Origin of the sequence: Paenibacillus sp. UNC496MF (assembly GCF_900113915.1) — a bacterium.
In the GTDB taxonomy this organism is placed as follows: Bacteria; Bacillota; Bacilli; order Paenibacillales; family Paenibacillaceae; genus Paenibacillus_Z; species Paenibacillus_Z artemisiicola.
Genome location: NZ_FORE01000011.1, coordinates 358,340 through 373,228, shown reverse-complemented (window position 1 = coordinate 373,228; position 14,889 = coordinate 358,340). Strand labels below are relative to the sequence as shown.

General features: G+C 58.7%; 17 protein-coding genes and 1 pseudogene. All 18 read left to right on the top strand.

What is annotated here, in order from left to right; all coding sequences use genetic code 11:
• The first annotated feature begins 178 nt into the window (after nucleotides 1–178).
• Entirely contained in the window at nucleotides 179–1,240 is a 1,062-nt protein-coding gene (locus BMZ79_RS21255; RefSeq protein WP_090643630.1) for a DUF4037 domain-containing protein, read from the top strand.
• Between the two features lie 265 nt (nucleotides 1,241–1,505).
• Nucleotides 1,506–1,970, top strand: a pseudogene (locus BMZ79_RS35220) (ATP-binding cassette domain-containing protein); the annotation flags it as partial.
• 12 nt (nucleotides 1,971–1,982) lie between these two features.
• Nucleotides 1,983–2,588, top strand: coding sequence for an ABC-2 transporter permease (locus BMZ79_RS34375; RefSeq protein ID WP_256252941.1), 606 nt, complete (start codon nucleotides 1,983–1,985; stop codon nucleotides 2,586–2,588).
• Entirely contained in the window at nucleotides 2,585–2,950 is a 366-nt protein-coding gene (locus BMZ79_RS21245) for a GntR family transcriptional regulator (RefSeq protein WP_090643472.1), read from the top strand. The genes BMZ79_RS34375 and BMZ79_RS21245 overlap by 4 nt, the downstream gene beginning before the upstream one ends.
• Before the next feature lie 69 nt (nucleotides 2,951–3,019).
• Nucleotides 3,020–3,532: a DinB family protein gene (locus tag BMZ79_RS21240; protein WP_090643469.1), complete on the top strand. Its 513-nt coding sequence runs from the start codon at nucleotides 3,020–3,022 to the stop codon at nucleotides 3,530–3,532.
• A 204-nt stretch (nucleotides 3,533–3,736) separates the two neighbouring features.
• Nucleotides 3,737–4,417 carry a response regulator transcription factor gene (locus tag BMZ79_RS21235; protein WP_090643467.1) on the top strand — a complete coding sequence of 227 codons (681 nt, stop codon included), beginning with the start codon at nucleotides 3,737–3,739 and terminating at the stop codon, nucleotides 4,415–4,417.
• Nucleotides 4,401–5,711, top strand: coding sequence for a sensor histidine kinase (locus BMZ79_RS21230; RefSeq protein WP_256252932.1), 1,311 nt, complete (start codon nucleotides 4,401–4,403; stop codon nucleotides 5,709–5,711). Before BMZ79_RS21235 ends, BMZ79_RS21230 begins: the two co-directional genes overlap by 17 nt.
• 143 nt (nucleotides 5,712–5,854) lie before the next feature.
• On the top strand, nucleotides 5,855–6,337 hold the full coding sequence (locus BMZ79_RS21225) for a hypothetical protein (protein WP_143089017.1): 483 nt from the start codon (nucleotides 5,855–5,857) through the stop codon (nucleotides 6,335–6,337).
• A 1-nt stretch (nucleotide 6,338) separates the two neighbouring features.
• Nucleotides 6,339–7,025, top strand: a complete 687-nt coding sequence (locus tag BMZ79_RS21220) for a PspA/IM30 family protein (RefSeq protein WP_090643462.1) — start codon at nucleotides 6,339–6,341, stop codon at nucleotides 7,023–7,025.
• A 272-nt stretch (nucleotides 7,026–7,297) separates the two neighbouring features.
• On the top strand, nucleotides 7,298–9,145 hold the full coding sequence (locus tag BMZ79_RS21215; RefSeq protein ID WP_143089016.1) for an ABC transporter ATP-binding protein: 1,848 nt from the start codon (nucleotides 7,298–7,300) through the stop codon (nucleotides 9,143–9,145).
• Nucleotides 9,120–10,949, top strand: coding sequence for an ABC transporter ATP-binding protein (locus BMZ79_RS21210; protein ID WP_177222252.1), 1,830 nt, complete (start codon nucleotides 9,120–9,122; stop codon nucleotides 10,947–10,949). The genes BMZ79_RS21215 and BMZ79_RS21210 overlap by 26 nt, the downstream gene beginning before the upstream one ends.
• 103 nt (nucleotides 10,950–11,052) lie before the next feature.
• Nucleotides 11,053–11,460 (top strand): GNAT family N-acetyltransferase, encoded by a 408-nt coding sequence (locus tag BMZ79_RS21205; protein WP_090643624.1) that lies wholly within the window; start codon nucleotides 11,053–11,055, stop codon nucleotides 11,458–11,460.
• Entirely contained in the window at nucleotides 11,441–11,689 is a 249-nt protein-coding gene (locus BMZ79_RS35215; protein ID WP_371263761.1) for a P-loop nucleotide/nucleoside kinase family protein, read from the top strand. Before BMZ79_RS21205 ends, BMZ79_RS35215 begins: the two co-directional genes overlap by 20 nt.
• A complete protein-coding gene (locus BMZ79_RS21200; RefSeq protein WP_256252930.1) occupies nucleotides 11,674–12,030 on the top strand; it encodes a P-loop nucleotide/nucleoside kinase family protein in 357 nt (118 codons plus the stop codon). The genes BMZ79_RS35215 and BMZ79_RS21200 overlap by 16 nt, the downstream gene beginning before the upstream one ends.
• A gap of 180 nt (nucleotides 12,031–12,210) precedes the next feature.
• A complete protein-coding gene (locus BMZ79_RS35625) occupies nucleotides 12,211–12,681 on the top strand; it encodes a VanZ family protein (RefSeq protein WP_371263760.1) in 471 nt (156 codons plus the stop codon).
• Between the two features lie 117 nt (nucleotides 12,682–12,798).
• Complete coding sequence (locus BMZ79_RS35620; protein ID WP_371263759.1) at nucleotides 12,799–13,029, top strand: hypothetical protein; 231 nt, start codon at nucleotides 12,799–12,801, stop codon at nucleotides 13,027–13,029.
• A 247-nt stretch (nucleotides 13,030–13,276) separates the two neighbouring features.
• Nucleotides 13,277–14,347, top strand: a complete 1,071-nt coding sequence (locus tag BMZ79_RS21190) for a TolB-like translocation protein (RefSeq protein WP_218154748.1) — start codon at nucleotides 13,277–13,279, stop codon at nucleotides 14,345–14,347.
• Between the two features lie 114 nt (nucleotides 14,348–14,461).
• Nucleotides 14,462–14,695: a hypothetical protein gene (locus BMZ79_RS21185; RefSeq protein WP_090643451.1), complete on the top strand. Its 234-nt coding sequence runs from the start codon at nucleotides 14,462–14,464 to the stop codon at nucleotides 14,693–14,695.
• The last annotated feature ends 194 nt before the right edge of the window (nucleotides 14,696–14,889 follow it).

Sequence of the window (14,889 nt, the reverse complement as noted above, 5' to 3'; positions counted from 1 at the left end):
CGGGCAATAATCGCGCCGGCCGGCTGGAAACGACCGCTGCCTTTGTTCGGTTAACGGGCCGCGTAACGCAACGAATCGGTTCCTTCCAGCGTCAAATCATGGCAGGAGCCGATACGATCTCGCGTGGATGGAGTTGGTGATAGAGATGGAGACGGAGAAGAGGATGGAGGAAGCAGGCATGGCTTTTATGAAGGGCGTCGCGTTATGTCGTCGATTTCATCTCGAAGTCGTTGAGCCGGTCATGAAGGACGCTTATGCAGGCGTACCGTATTCGTCGGCGCTGCTCGGACCGGGCAGCGAAGTGCTGGGCTACGATACGGAGATGTCCGCGGATCACGACTGGGTTCCCCGGGTCTATCTGTTTTTGGACCAAGGCGATTTCGGGCAGGCGGAATCGATCCGGGCTGCGCTGCGCGAACGGGCGCCTGAAAGATTCTGCGGTTTTCCCGTTGACGTTCGGAAGACCGTGATTACAACGGTGCCGCGGTTCATCGAGCATGGCCTGGGGATGAGGGGAGACATCGAACCCCTCGACTGGCTGACGTTTCCTTCGCAGGCCCTGCTCGAAATCACAAGGGGGGACGTGTTCCGGGACGATCATGGCCGACTCTCCGCCATGCGCAAGCAGTTCGCTTACTATCCGCGCGAGGTTTGGCTGTATCTCCTCGCCTCCGCCTGGCAGCGAATCGGCCAAGAAGAGCATCTGATGCTGCGCGCGGGCTGCATCGGCGACGAGCTCGGCTCCGCGATCATCGCTTCGCGACTCGTCCGCGATCTCATCCATCTCTGCTTCCTCATGGAGCGTCGATATGCGCCCTATCCCAAGTGGTTGGGTACCGCATTCAAACGGCTGAAGTGCGCCGATCGCATCTCGCCCTGCCTGTGGACCGCCCAGACGGCCGCGACATGGCGAGCGCGCGAACAGGCGTTCAATCAAGCCTACGCGCATGCAGCCCGGATGCATAACGCGCTCGGAATTACCGAGACGGTTCCCGAGGAGGCATCTCCCTTTTACGATCGCCCCTTCAACGTCATGCACGGCGAACGAATCGCAAGCCTGATCGCCGCTCGAATCGCGGATCCGGACATTCAACGGCTTGCCGCCCGCCGGTTGATCGGAAGCATCGATCAAATCACGGACAACACGGATTTCAGGAAATTGCATACGTGGCCGGAGAGCGAGGGCGAATCCGCAAGAGTAACGTTGAAGAAGCTGTATGACCCCGGAAATAAGGATTAACGAGCGCGCGGTAAGCCGGTTATGCGGAAGCATCCGTGCCCGAAGCGGCGGCGAAACTTTTGTTGTCGACGGCCAACCAAGAGCGATTGCGACTCATAGCTTATGACCATCGGACCGGCAGAGATCTGCCGGTTTTGTTAGGTCCGCCAATACGGGGAACTGAAGAAGATCGCGCTTCTTAAGCATAAATGTCATTAACTTCCTTTTTTCAGCGCGTTATATTGTGAATATACGATATGCACAATTATGTGAGGAGGCACGTGATATGCTGGCCTTGGACATTCGGAACTTAACGAAGCACTATCCGCAATTTCAATTAAGGGACGTCTCTTTTCAGCTGGAGCAAGGGTATATTATGGGCTTTATCGGCGCCAACGGGGCGGGGAAAACGACCACCATCAAATTGATGATGAACATGATCCGCGCGGATGGCGGAGAGGTCCGCATTCTGGGCAAGAACATGGCCGAACGCGAGCTCGAGTTGAAACAAGAGATCGGCTGCGCGTTCGGCGGCATCGAATTTTATGCCCGCAGCAAGATCAAAACCTTGACCGATACGATCAAGCGGTTCTATAAGCATTGGGACGAAGCCGCCTATTCCGGCTATCTGAGGCGGTTCAAATTGGATGAGAACAAGAAGGTCGCGGAATTGTCGACGGGGATGAAAGTCAAGTACAGTCTCGCGCTCGCCTTGTCCCACGGCGCCAAGCTGAAAATAGGCATCCAGCCGATCTTTTTCGTCATGCCGTTTTTATTAGCGATGTTAATGCTCATTCCGAGCTGGATCTATTTTATCGTTCCGATGTATTTTTTCTGGATATCGGTCCCGGGCATATTCGGCAACTTCAGGACGCATAACGACTTGCTGTTCACGACGATGATGCCCGTAACCAAGCCGGATATGGTGAAAGCAAGGGTCTCCGTGATCATCATCCTGGAGATGCTGCACGTCGGATTCGCGGTCATCTTCGGTCTGATCCACGATCTGGTCTACTCGAGCATGAACATCACGTACTATTTCTTCGCTCCGACCATGGGTTTCTGGGGACTGTGCATGGTGATTATGGCGATCTTCAACCTCGTCTTCATCCCCATGTACTACAAGACGGCGTACAAATACGGCGGGCCGCTCGGCACGGCCGTCGCGGCCGCGATGGTATTCGCCGGCATCGCGCAATGGCTGGGCATTCAGATTCCGACGCTGTTCGACGTCTTCAACGTGTCCGTCGCGGATCATCTCGCGGTTCACGCCCTCATTCTGATCGCCGGCATCGCCATCTTTGCGATTTTCACCCTGATTGCCTACCGCGTTGCGGCGAAACGATTCCTCAACGTGGAACTTCTATGAACGTCTCGATCTCGAACGCGTCGGAAAAACCGATTTACCAGCAGTTATTCGAACAGATCAGCGCGCAAATTTTGCGAGGCGAGCTTCCGAGCGGCTATGTCCTCCCGCCTATCCGGCAGGCTGCCTTGGAGCTTCGCGTGAGCGTCATCACCGTCAAGAAAGCTTGGGAGGAGCTGGAGCGATGCGGCTTGATCCACACCGTCACCGGCAAAGGATGCTTCGTCGCCGAGTTTTCGCCCGAGAAGATGCGGAGCATCCGCGATGAAATGATCCTGAAGCAAATGGAAAGCGACGCGGCCTACTACAAAACCTTCGGCCTCACCTTGGAGGAAGCGATCGCGCTGTTGAAGAAGATTTATTGAGCGGGCTGCGCGGCGGCATGGGATGGACAATGAAGGAATCGACGAAATCAGCGGGGAGGGGATCAATTCATGAACGATTCTACGGCAGTTATCCAGCAATACCTGCGGAACCTGGACGGTTATTCGCTCGAACAATTGCGCTATAAATGCGACGAAGACGTATGGTCGCTCGGGCAAATGCATATCCACGTGATCGAAGTGGCGAAAGAATACATGGACCATATGGAAACCTGCGCCAAGGCGGCGCATGAATCGTCCGAAGGCAAGACGGCGGACGGCGCGAAGGCGCTCGCGGAGCAAGCATGGCCCAATATTCGGGTGAAGCTCGAGGAACCGCCCAACGCGACGCGCAACCCCGAGAGCAAGGACGAGATCAGAGCCGGGCTGGAACACGTGCTCGAGAGGTTGGCTTATTGGGCGGATTGCGTCCAGGAGGCGAATCCGGCCTGCAAGGTGCGCCATGGCTGGTTTGGCTGGCTCAACGCCCGCGAGTGGCTGGCGATGGTCGGCATGCACGGCAGGCACCATTTGCGCCAAAAGGCGGTGCTGGACGAGAAACTGGCGGAGGCGGGATTGAGATAGACCGTTTCTGCCTTCTCTGCCGCTTTGCCGCCCGCGTATCGTCCGTTAGCGGATTCATTCGATTATAGCGCTGATGCCAGCGTCAGTCCGAGACTTGATTTCCGGTCTTCGGCTGCCGCTGTTTTTTTGGGGTTTTTACCGACCTTTTACCGTTTGTTTGGTATCATAAACTATTAGTCGAAGGTAGCGAAGGTGAGCGTACGCGTGAATATTTTATTGGCGGAAGACGATAAGAAGCTCGGCAAACTCGTCAAATACATGCTGGAGAAAAAGGGCGGCTACCACGTCGATTGGGTGGAGAACGGCGAGGATGCGCTCGATTATGCCCGAGGGTCGGCGTACGACGTGCTCGTCCTGGATTGGATGATGCCGCTCATGGACGGGGTCGAGGTCTGCAAACGGCTGCGCGGCGGCAATTACGGGCAAGCGATCGTGCTCTTGACGGCGAAGGATGCGCTGCAGGATAAAATCTTCGGGCTCGACGCGGGGGCCGACGACTATCTGACCAAGCCCTTCGAGATGGACGAGCTGCTCGCCCGTCTTCGCGTGCTGGCCCGGCGGAACTTTGCCCCCAGGCAGTCGGATAGCGTGACGTTCGGGCGGTTCGCGCTCGATCGCACCTCGCGCCGGCTATCGCGGGACGGCGCGGAGATTCCGCTGAGCCCGAGGGAGTACCAGCTGCTCGATTTCTTCCTGCGGAACACCGGAAACGTGCTGACGCGAGAGGCGATTCTCGATCGCATCTGGGGGATCGGCAGCGAGGTCTCCTACAAGAACGTGGACGTCACCGTGAAGATGCTTCGGGACAAGCTGGACGATTCCGCGGGGGAACCGGTCATTCACAGCATCAGGGGGGTCGGCTACCGGTTTGAAATGGACGCTTAAAAAAGGAAAGAAACGCGACTTGTTCCAATACACGCAGCGGAAGCTCACGATGACCTACACCTGGCTCATCGTGCTGTTTTTGGCGCTGTTCGCGATCATCGTATCGCTGTTCTTCCTCTTCATGGCCTACCGGGAGCAGACCGACTCGCTCCGTTCGACCCTGTACGCGACCGAGGACGGCCGCGTGGTCGTGCCCGATTTGGAGTTCGGCCGCAGCGACGAATTGTACTTCTACTATGTGCTGGATCAGCGCGGACAAGCGCTCGCGGGGAGCGATGCCGTCCCGGAGCTAAGCGAACGCCATCGGGCGCGGATGGCGAAGTGGCAGCCGGACGGGGATGCGTTCCGGCTGCGCTGGCAGCCCGAAGAGGCGCAGCGCGTCGGGACCATGACGGTCCGAACGGACGACCGGCTGCTCTTCGTAGGCGCGCATCCGATCATGACGACGAACGGGCCGGCGACGATCTACGCGGCGAAGGACGTCACGTTTTACTGGGATATCCTCCGGAATCTGCTCCTCGTGTTCATCCTGATCCTGATTGTGTTCATCATTGCGGCCGTCAAGCTGAGCGCTGCGATGTCCCAAAAAGCGATGATTCCGATTCAGCGAACGTTCAAGCACCAGCAGCAATTTTTGGCGGATGCGTCGCATGAGCTGAGAACGCCGCTCAGCATCATGAACACGTCCCTCGAAGTGATCGAGCTGGAGAACGCGGATACCATCACGCCGTATTCGAAGGAAGTCGTATCGGATATGAAGGAAGAGATCGGCCGGATGAGCCGCATGCTGCGGGATCTCCTGATGCTGGCCCGGTCCGACGCCGGCTCGGTCGAGTTCGAGATGGCCGCGTTCGACATGGTGCCGAAGCTGCGCCAGTGGGTGCTTGCCTTCGAAAGCGTGGCGCAGAAGAAGGGAATCGCGCTGCGGACGATGCTGCCGGACGCGCTGACCGTGAAGGGCGATTCGGAGCGGCTGAAGCAGCTGGTCTATATCCTGCTGGATAACGCGATCAAATACACGCCCGAGGGAGGCAAGGTCGACGTCGGGCTCGACCCTAACCCGAGGCAGTGGCGAATCATCGTCCGGGACAGCGGCATCGGCATCGCCGAGACGGACCAGTCGCGCATCTTCGACCGGTTCTACCGGGTCGAGAAGCATCGTTCGCGCGAAGAAGGCAGCGCCGGGCTTGGACTCGCGATTGCCAAACAGATCGTCGTCGCCCACCGGGGTTCGGTCGTGCTTGAGAGCGCGCCCGGGAAAGGAAGCACGTTTTCGGTGGAATTTCCCGTGTAGCGGTCGAAGCAGCCATGCCGCCCTTGCGCTCCGCAAGTCGAAGCTCGCGGGAAATCATTGGCCCTTTACCGTACTTTTACCAACGTTCCCTATAGTAAGTCCTGTAGAGACAAGAATCCCATAAAGGAAAGGATGATTCCAACGTGAGTCGCATGAGACCCTGGGTCAAAAAAGCGCTGCTCGCATCCGTCATCGTCGTGGCCGTCGGAGTCGGCTTCGGCACGGTGACCCATGAGCGCGGGAGTGACGTAACGAAGGTCGTGAGGGTGAATCAAGAGTTGCCCGGCCGGCCTGCAGGCGGCGTGAAGGTCGAGATAAGAGGCGGCGAAGGCGCGGCTGTGCCGCCGCCGCCCGGTGCAGGCGCAGCCATTCCGGTACCGCCGATCGCGCCGATGCTTCGGGAGGGCGGCACGCATATCGAGCGGGGTCATGCGCATGGCATCGGTCCCGGCATAGCGGCGGGCGGGGCGCTGCTGCTCGCCGGCGCGCTCTTGTTCTGGATGAGCAGCCGAGGCAAACGAGCGAGGGTCGCGGACGGGGCGAACGGGTTTGCCGGCATTCCGTCGGCCTCGGACTTCCTGGACCAATGGGAATTGCAGCAAAACCAAACGAAGGAGTCGAAGTAAGATGGGAATCTTCAGGCGCGTCAAGGATGTGTTTCTCGCCGAAACCAACGAGCTGATCGACAAGTGCGAGAAGCCGCTTCATATGGTGAATCAATACATGCGGGAATTCGGCGGCGAGCTGGAAAAAGGACAGCGGGCGTTGGCGCGCCAGCTGTTCATCGAGAAACGGCAAGCGGCGCTGATCGCGAATGCCGAGACGGCGGCCGAGAAGCGGGAACGCCAAGCGCGGCTCGCGGTGAGCCGGGGCGAGGATCAGATCGCGAAGCTGGCGCTGCAGGAGAAGCTGCTGGAGGAGAGGAAGCTGGCCGTTTACCGCGAGCAGTACGGCGCGATTCAGGAACAAACGAAGGTGCTGGAGGAGCGCATCGACCAGCTGCAGGCGCAATCGGAGGAATACCAGCACCGCCGGCTGCTGCTCGAATCCCGCGTGAACGTGGCCAGCTCCCTGAAGGAGCTGAACCAGCGCGCCGTGGCGTTTCGGACGGACGGCATCGTCAGAGGATTCGCCCGCGCGGAGGAGCGGGTGCTGCTGATCGAAGCGGAGCTGGAGGCCATGAATCGCTTCAGCGCGCCGGCCAAGCGGTCCGCGCCGCAATATCTCGATCCGACGCTTACCGCGGAGATCGAATCGTCGCTGGCGGCGTTGAAGCAACCGCCGGCGGCAGAGCCGCAGCCGGCAGCGGAGTAGCGGATGTTTCTCGCAACTGCCCTTACCAGCTCCGTGGGGTCCGCTTCAAGACGTTAAATAAGCCTGCACCCCGAATTACCGTCGGCTGACGCCGCGGACGATTCGGGGTGTTTTGTCGTGAGCGATGGATCCTGGCTCCCGCGGCCTTTCCTCATTCTACCGCCGGTTGAATAGCCGCGCTCAACCAGCGCTTGATAGGTTGGCATTGGCCGCGTGTGCTATGCTGAATGTCGACATTGTGTTTCTCCTAAATTTTAGAAGGAGGTTTTAGCGTGTCCACACCCACAAAAAGGACGTACTCCGCATGGTCGAACATCCTGTATTCCATGCGGCTGCACTGGCGGGCAAGACCGCTGACGCTGATGTGCTGCGCGGTCTCGGCGCTTGTCGGCGTCGGGTTTCCCTTCGTCAGCATCCTGATGCCCAAAATCGTCATCGACAACCTGACGGAAGGCGTCGCGCCAAGCGCGTTTATCCTGTCGGTCGGCGGCCTGGCGCTTCTGCTGGCCGCGCTGAGCGGGGCGAAAAGCTACGCCGACCTCATCACCCATGAATCCGTCGGGACGATCAGCATTTTGAAGCATCTTCAAACCATCATGCACAAGCATCTGCACATGGACTACGAGGTGCTGGAAAGCCCGGGATACGCGAAGCTGGGAGAGAAGGCGTGGCGCGCCATGCAAAGCAATCACTCGCCTGCCTCCAACATACCGCGGAACCTGTCGCAGCTCTTGATGAACGTGCTCGGTTTGCTGGCCTACGGAACGGTGATCGGTTCGGTTCATCCCCTTATCCTGCTCCTGCTCGCCGTTTCGGCCGGCATCAACTGGCTTGCGCTGTCTCGCGCCCGCAAGATCGAGCGGAACACGCGGGAAGAGCGGTCCAAGCTGCAAGGCCGGCTCCGATATCTCCAGCAGGCCTCGAAGGAGCCGTCCGGCGGCAAAGACGTGCGGCTCTACGACCTAAGCCGTTTAATTCGCGGCCTCTTTCACAACGTGCTCGGGACCTGCACCGAACAAGAGCGCAAGGTCGCGACGGGCGATATGAAGGCTCAGCTGGCGGATGCGGCGCTCAGCTTGCTCCGCGACGGCGCCGCGTATGCGTTTCTGATCTATTTGGTGATGAACGGCGAGATGACCCTGGGCAATTTCGTGCTCGTCTTTGCCGCCATCGGCGCGTTCGCGGGCTGGTTGTCGGGGATCTTGACGAGCTCCAGCGACCTGATGCGCGCGTTAAGCGAGATGTCGGACATCCGCGGCTACCTGGATGTTCCCGATCTTTCCAATACCGGTGCCGGCCACGAACTGCCGTCCGGCGATCGGCTGCCTCCCGCGATTACGCTGAGCAACGTCGGCTATACCTATCCGGATGCCGGGAAACCGACGCTTAGCGGCATCGATCTGGCGATCGAGCCGGGCGAGCGCATCGCCATCGTCGGGGCGAACGGAGCGGGGAAGACGACGTTGATCAAGCTTTTATGCGGCCTTTATCGGCCTACGCGCGGCGAGATCGCGCTCGGCGGCGTCGACGTGACGCGCTACAACCGGGACGCGTATTTTACGCTCTTCTCGACGGTATTCCAGGATATTCATCTCTTCTGCTGCGATATCGCCGGCAATGTCTCGCAGCAGCCCCCGGATCGGACGGATGACGCGAACGTAGCGAAAAGCCTGGTCATGGCCGGATTGATGGAGAAGGTAAGCGGGCTGGAGAAGGGGGCATCGACGCTGCTCGTCCGCCGGGTCCACGCCGACGCCATCGAGCTCTCCGGCGGCGAGAAGCAGAAGCTGGCGCTGGCGCGCGCGCTGTATAAAGACGCGCCGGTCATCATCTTGGACGAACCCACGGCCGCGCTCGACCCCATCGCCGAGAGCGAGATCTACCAGCGTTACGCCGAGCTGACCGCGGGCCGTACCTCGATTTATATTTCCCACCGGCTGGCGAGCACGCGATTCTGCGACCGGATTCTGCTCATGGACGGCGGCCGCATCGCCGAGTGCGGCACCCACGACGAGCTGATGCGCGCCGGCGGGAAGTATGCCGAGATGTTCCGCGTGCAGGCTCACTATTATAAGGACGGGGAGGTTGCCGACCATGAAGAAGCGTTCCATCTGGCATAATCTGCGCCGCGGATACGGCATTGTTCATCGCTTGACGCCCGCCTACATCCCGCTGACCGTCGTCTCGTCTTTCATTAAGGCGGTTCAGCCGTTGACGGTGCTCTACTTGTCCGCCCGGATCATCAACGAGCTGGCCGGCGGGCGCGACGCCGGGCGCATCGCGCTGTATGCCGCGCTTGCCGTCGGATTGGCATTTGCCGGTTCGGCGATCCAGGCCGCGGCGACGCGCCGGATCACGACCTTGAACAGCACGTTGTGGACGCGGTTCTACTTTTTCCTGGGCAAGCGCTATATGGAGCTGAATTACGATCAAGTGGAGGATGCAAGGAATAACGAACGGTTGGCGGATATCGAAGCCAAGACGAACGGCAACGGCCTCGGGATCCTGCGCCTGCACTATAGTCTGCCGGAGCTGCTGCAAGCCCTGTTCGAACTGGCGGGATCGATCCTTCTGTGTTTCGGGATGTTTACCGTCGCTTCTTCCTTCGAGCACGCGTTTATCACCTCTCCGCTCGCCACCGGCTTGCTGATTCTTCTGATCCTGCTCAACCTTCCTTTCACCTATGCGCTGAAGAAGCGGGAGGAGCGGATTCAAAAGAAGGTGTTCGAGGAAAATCCGAAGTCGAATACGTACGTGCATTTCTTCAACGAATACATGCAGTCCAAAAACGCCGCCAAGGACATTCGCCTCTATAAGCAGGCGCAGGCGATCGAGGATCACTACAATCAATCGGTCGGCGCGGAGTTCTGGTACCGGATCTTCGACTTGTTCGGCAAGAACAACGCCTTGTCGGCGGCGATGAATGCCGTGCTGGGCGGCTGCGTCTATCTCTTCATCGGGCTGCGCGCGCTCTACGGCATGTTTCCCTTGGGCAGCGTGGTGCAATATATCGGCGCGGTGACGGGCGCCGTCGGCGCGCTGGCCAAACTGGTCTCGGTGCTCGGCAATTATATGACGAACAATCCGTATCTCAGCCTCGCGTTCGATTACCTCGACCTGCCGGACCACCTGCGGCAAAGCAAGGGCAGCCGGCCGATTCCGCAAGAAGGACTGGAATTCGAGTTTCGCGGCGTGTCGTTCAAGTACCCCGGGTCCGACGACTACGCCATCAAGCATCTCAGCATGACGCTGACGATCGGCGAACGGCTGGCCGTCGTGGGGCTGAACGGCAGCGGCAAGACGACGATGATCAAGCTCCTGTGCCGGCTCTATGAACCGACGGAAGGCGTAATTACGTTAAACGGCGTGGACATTCGGGATTACGACTATGCGGCGTATATGGGCGCGTTCAGCGTCGTGTTTCAAGACTTTAAGCTGTACGCCTTCTCGCTCGGCCACAACGTCTCCGCCTCCGAGCGCTACGACGCCGCAGCGGCGGAGGCATCGCTCGTCATGGCGGGGCTTGGCGACAAGCTGAAGAAACTGCCTCAAGGGCTGCATACTTACTTGCACAAGGATTATTCCGACGAGGGCGTGGAGATTTCGGGAGGCGAGGCGCAGAAGATCGCGCTCGCGAGAGCGTTGTACAAGAACGCGCCGTTCGTCATCCTGGACGAACCGACGGCGGCGCTGGATCCGATCGCGGAGTTCGAGATTTATTCGCGCTTCAATAAGCTCATCGGCGGCAAATCGGCTATCTTCGTCTCGCACCGGCTCTCGTCCTGCCGGTTCTGCCACGACATCGCCGTGTTTCACGAGGGCCGGCTGATTCAACGCGGCTCCCATGACGAGCTCATCGCCGACCGGAGCGGCAAATACGCCGAGCTCTGGAATGCGCAGGCGCAATATTATGTCGGGGCGTGAACTCATACTGATGTCGTTGCTATAATGAATCGTAACCAAGCCAAAACCGAAGGAGTTCATTCGATTGGGAATCTGCATCATTGACTATGATCCGTCTTACGCGATGCCGACGGTTGCGATGTGGCGAGCGAGCAAGCAGCGGGCAATCGGGCAGGAAGCGATCCATTCCTTTGACGACCATGTTTACTTTCTGAATCATATCCTCGTCGCGACGAATAAAGTGCTGCTTGCCATTGAATCGTCCGGTGAGCAAGTGGCAGGCATCCTTGCCTGCAATCCGAATTGGGTGAACCAGCTCTACGTCCATCCGGAGCATCAGGGGAGAGGGATCGGGAAGACGCTTCTCGACCTGGCCAAGCAGCAAGCGGAAGAACGGCTCTGTTTATACACGTTCGAAGTCAATCGGAAGGCCCGGCGATTTTATGAACGGAACGGATTTCGGATCGTGGGAAGAGGACGCGAAAACGAAGAGCAGTTGAAAGATATTCGGTATGAATGGATCAAGCCTTGAGGAAAAAACGGCAAGGCAAACGCAAGGATCGAAGATTATAGGAAAGGAGGCGAGGTTCATGCTATATCTATTCAGCGGGCTGCCGGGCACCGGGAAGTCCACGTTATCTTCGGCGCTTGCCAGAGCGCTTGGGGCTGTCTATCTTCGGGTCGATGTCGTGGAGCATGCCTGCGGGAGACCGGCATCAGCGTCGAAGGACCCGAGGGCTACAACGTGTGTTATGCGGTAGCGCGGCAAAATCTGCGTCTCGGGCTCGACGTGGTTGCCGATACGGTCAATCCGATCCACATCACCCGCCAGGCTTGGCGCAGCGTGGCAGAGTCGCTTGATCAGCCGTATGCGGAGATCGAAGTGATCTGCTCCGACGCGTCCGTACATCGGCATCGAGTCGAGTCTCGCGAAACCGATATTCCCGGCTTTGCGCTGCCCACATGGGAGCAGGTCAGGGCACGACGCTACGAGGCTTGGGATCGGGAACGCCTTGTTATCGATACGGCCCATGCTACGGTCGCCGAAAGTTTAAACGCATTAATGAATCAATTGGATCGACTCGAAAGGGATGCCGATTGAGTGTACGCTCTGATCGCACGCTCGGATCCGCTGCGGCCGGCGTACGGGCCGAGGGCCGCGACAGGCGCGCTAAGCGACCTGTTGCGGCCCTTTTTCGCGGCGGAATTGACAGCGCCGCTAGTCTCGATTAGGTTATCGGAAGGGAATGCGACCGGATTTCGGAGCAGAGAGGAATTCATCATGTCACGGCAGCGCAAATTCCTTTTCACCCTCATTATCCTCTATACCCTGGCAATGCTTTATTTTTTGTTTCTTGCTTTCGGCAGAAGAAGCGCCGGGCAAACCGCCGGCTACACCTTCATCGGGATGCCCGACAGCTTTTATAAGCTGCCAAGTCTGACGGAACCGCTGCATCCGACGCTGATGGCGTTGGTTGATTTTTGCAACGTCGCAGCCTTCATTCCGTACGGCATTCTGATTCCGTTGGTATTCCGAGTCCGCTTTGTCCGATTTATCGCCTTATTCATCGCGTTCATTCTCGTCTGCGAAACCGTGCAGGCGCTGACGCTGCTCGGCAGCTTCGACGTCAACGACGCCATCCAAAATTCGCTTGGCGCCGCGGTCGGCTTCGGCGCGTATAAGCTCGGCGCACGCTCAAAAAACGGTTGGCGCGCGATTGCGGCGACCGCCGTTTCCGGCCCCGGGCCTTAAACCGAATCGCTTCCAAATAAACGGTCAAATCGTCGATCCCCGTTATAATCTGTATCACGTCGTAGGCAAACGTACGAAAACGTACACGTATGCGTGCAAGGAGAAGCTGATTTCTCCTTGCTTTACGGGCTTCCCGACCCATCGGAGGGTACCGGAAGCATCCGGGTTACCGTCGATGGACGCGAGGTGTTGACCGGCTCGGGAGAGGATCAACGCCGCTATCCGGACCTGTTCCCGGCGATGTTCGAGATGCCGCTTGAACCGGGCAGCGTGCTTGCCATAACCATCGAAGGAAGCGAAACGATGTGGGACGTCGGGTATAGGAAGATGCAATATTTCTGGAACTGAGCCAATCGCGATACATACCGCCAAAGCAGCCGGTCATTCCTGACCGGCTATTGTTAATGCTTGGGCGCCGCGTGCAACAATCCCGACACGTTTATTTACAACTTCGAAACAATCGTTTCTATTTTTGGAACAATGATTTGTTACAGTGTTCATGTGATCGATCGAGGGTGCTAGGAACGACGATTGACACGAAAACGGGAATCACAGATAAAAAGGAGAGAATGACATGATTCGAATGATGACCGCAATGAAACTTATCCCGGTGCTGGCCGCCGCCTGCCTGTTCACGGCTTGCGCGGGAGGAGGGAACGAACCGAAAATAACCGTCGTCAACGATGCCGGCAGCCCGGCGGGAGAGCCCGGCGTGTCCGTCGAAAATATCGTCCGCTTGGATCAGGCGGAAATCATGGATTGGGTGGATGAGCACACGATTATCGTCTCGAAGGAAAACGAAGCCTTGGGGAAGATGTCCCTGGCGGAGCTCGCGGATTCGTATCCCCGAAGTCTATATCTGTATGACCTCGATACGCGCGAGTACGCGTTGCTGAAGCAGCAGAAGGATACGTACTTGGGCGGGGCCGTACTGTCGCCCGACAAGAAGCACTTGATCTATGCCGAGTATTCGCTCGGCGATCCCGTCTACGCGGTCATGAATATGGAGACCAAGGACACGTTCCGGTTGACCGGAGCGCCGATCGGAGGAGCCGCCAGCGCCAAATGGGCCGACTCCGCGACGATCGTAGGGACGGCGTATGGCGGAGGCGCGTATCTCGCGACCTTGGACGGCCGGATCACGGCGGTCGGCCAGCTGGATGAGACGGGCTTGCATATCGTGGAGAAGATCGGAGACACGCTCTATTACAACACGCAATCCGATGCGTCGCTCAAGGCGCTGAACGTCGCGACCAAGGAGACGTCGGGCTTGAACCTCGACAACGTGACGAACGTCCTGCCTTCGCCGGACGGCCGCCAGCTGCTGGTGCTGCAAGTCAACGGCTCCCGAACGACCCTCAAGCTCTGCGACAAGAGCGGGAAAGTCCAGCGGACGATCGCCGAGGGGACGGAGTCGAGCGGCATCTCGTGGTCGCCGGATCAACGCGTCATCGCCTACGGCCTGAAAGCCGACGCGAGCGGCGCGGCCGTCAAAGGTCTCTATCTGTACGATATGCTGGCCGACAAGTCCACCCGGATCGCCGTCGACGTCGAACCGGTCACCAGCGCGTGGAGTCCTTCCGGCGAGCGTCTCGTCTATGCGGAATGGAACGGGAAGCCGTACCGGAGCGGCATCGTCGACATCGATTATTCCTTGCGGCGTTAACCGCGGCCGCATGAAGCCGGCCCGTCCGTCGCCCTCGCAGGCGGCGGACGGGCCGGCTTTTGCGCGCCTTACGAAGCCGAGGTTCCATAGGCAGGGAAAACGAGGCGGAACAAGGTGCCTTCCGAATCGGTGCGGACGAGCGCGATCGAGCCGCCTTGCGATTCCGCGTATTTCTTCTCGAATCCGGCGCTCGCGGCGTCGGACGGCATCCGGCAGACGCTGGACCTCGCGCTCCGCGGCAAAACCGCCTATCTGATCGAGAACGACTCGTTCTATTACTTTGCCCCGTTGCGAATCGGCAGCGGGCAGGTCGGCGTCATTCGGTTCTATGATTCCTTTCGGGTTTGAAGAGCGGCAATCTGTCGAGGGCCGCGTCTCCGCGATGGACGACTTCGACGAGATAGCCTTCTCGTTGCAGCGCATAGGCGATGGCCTCCGCGATTTTTTTTCGTCTTCGATAACCATGATTTTGTCGCTCATTGAAATTCCTTTCGTTCTTTAAATCGTACCGTCTCCCGTTTATCTTACCATAGTCGCAGGTT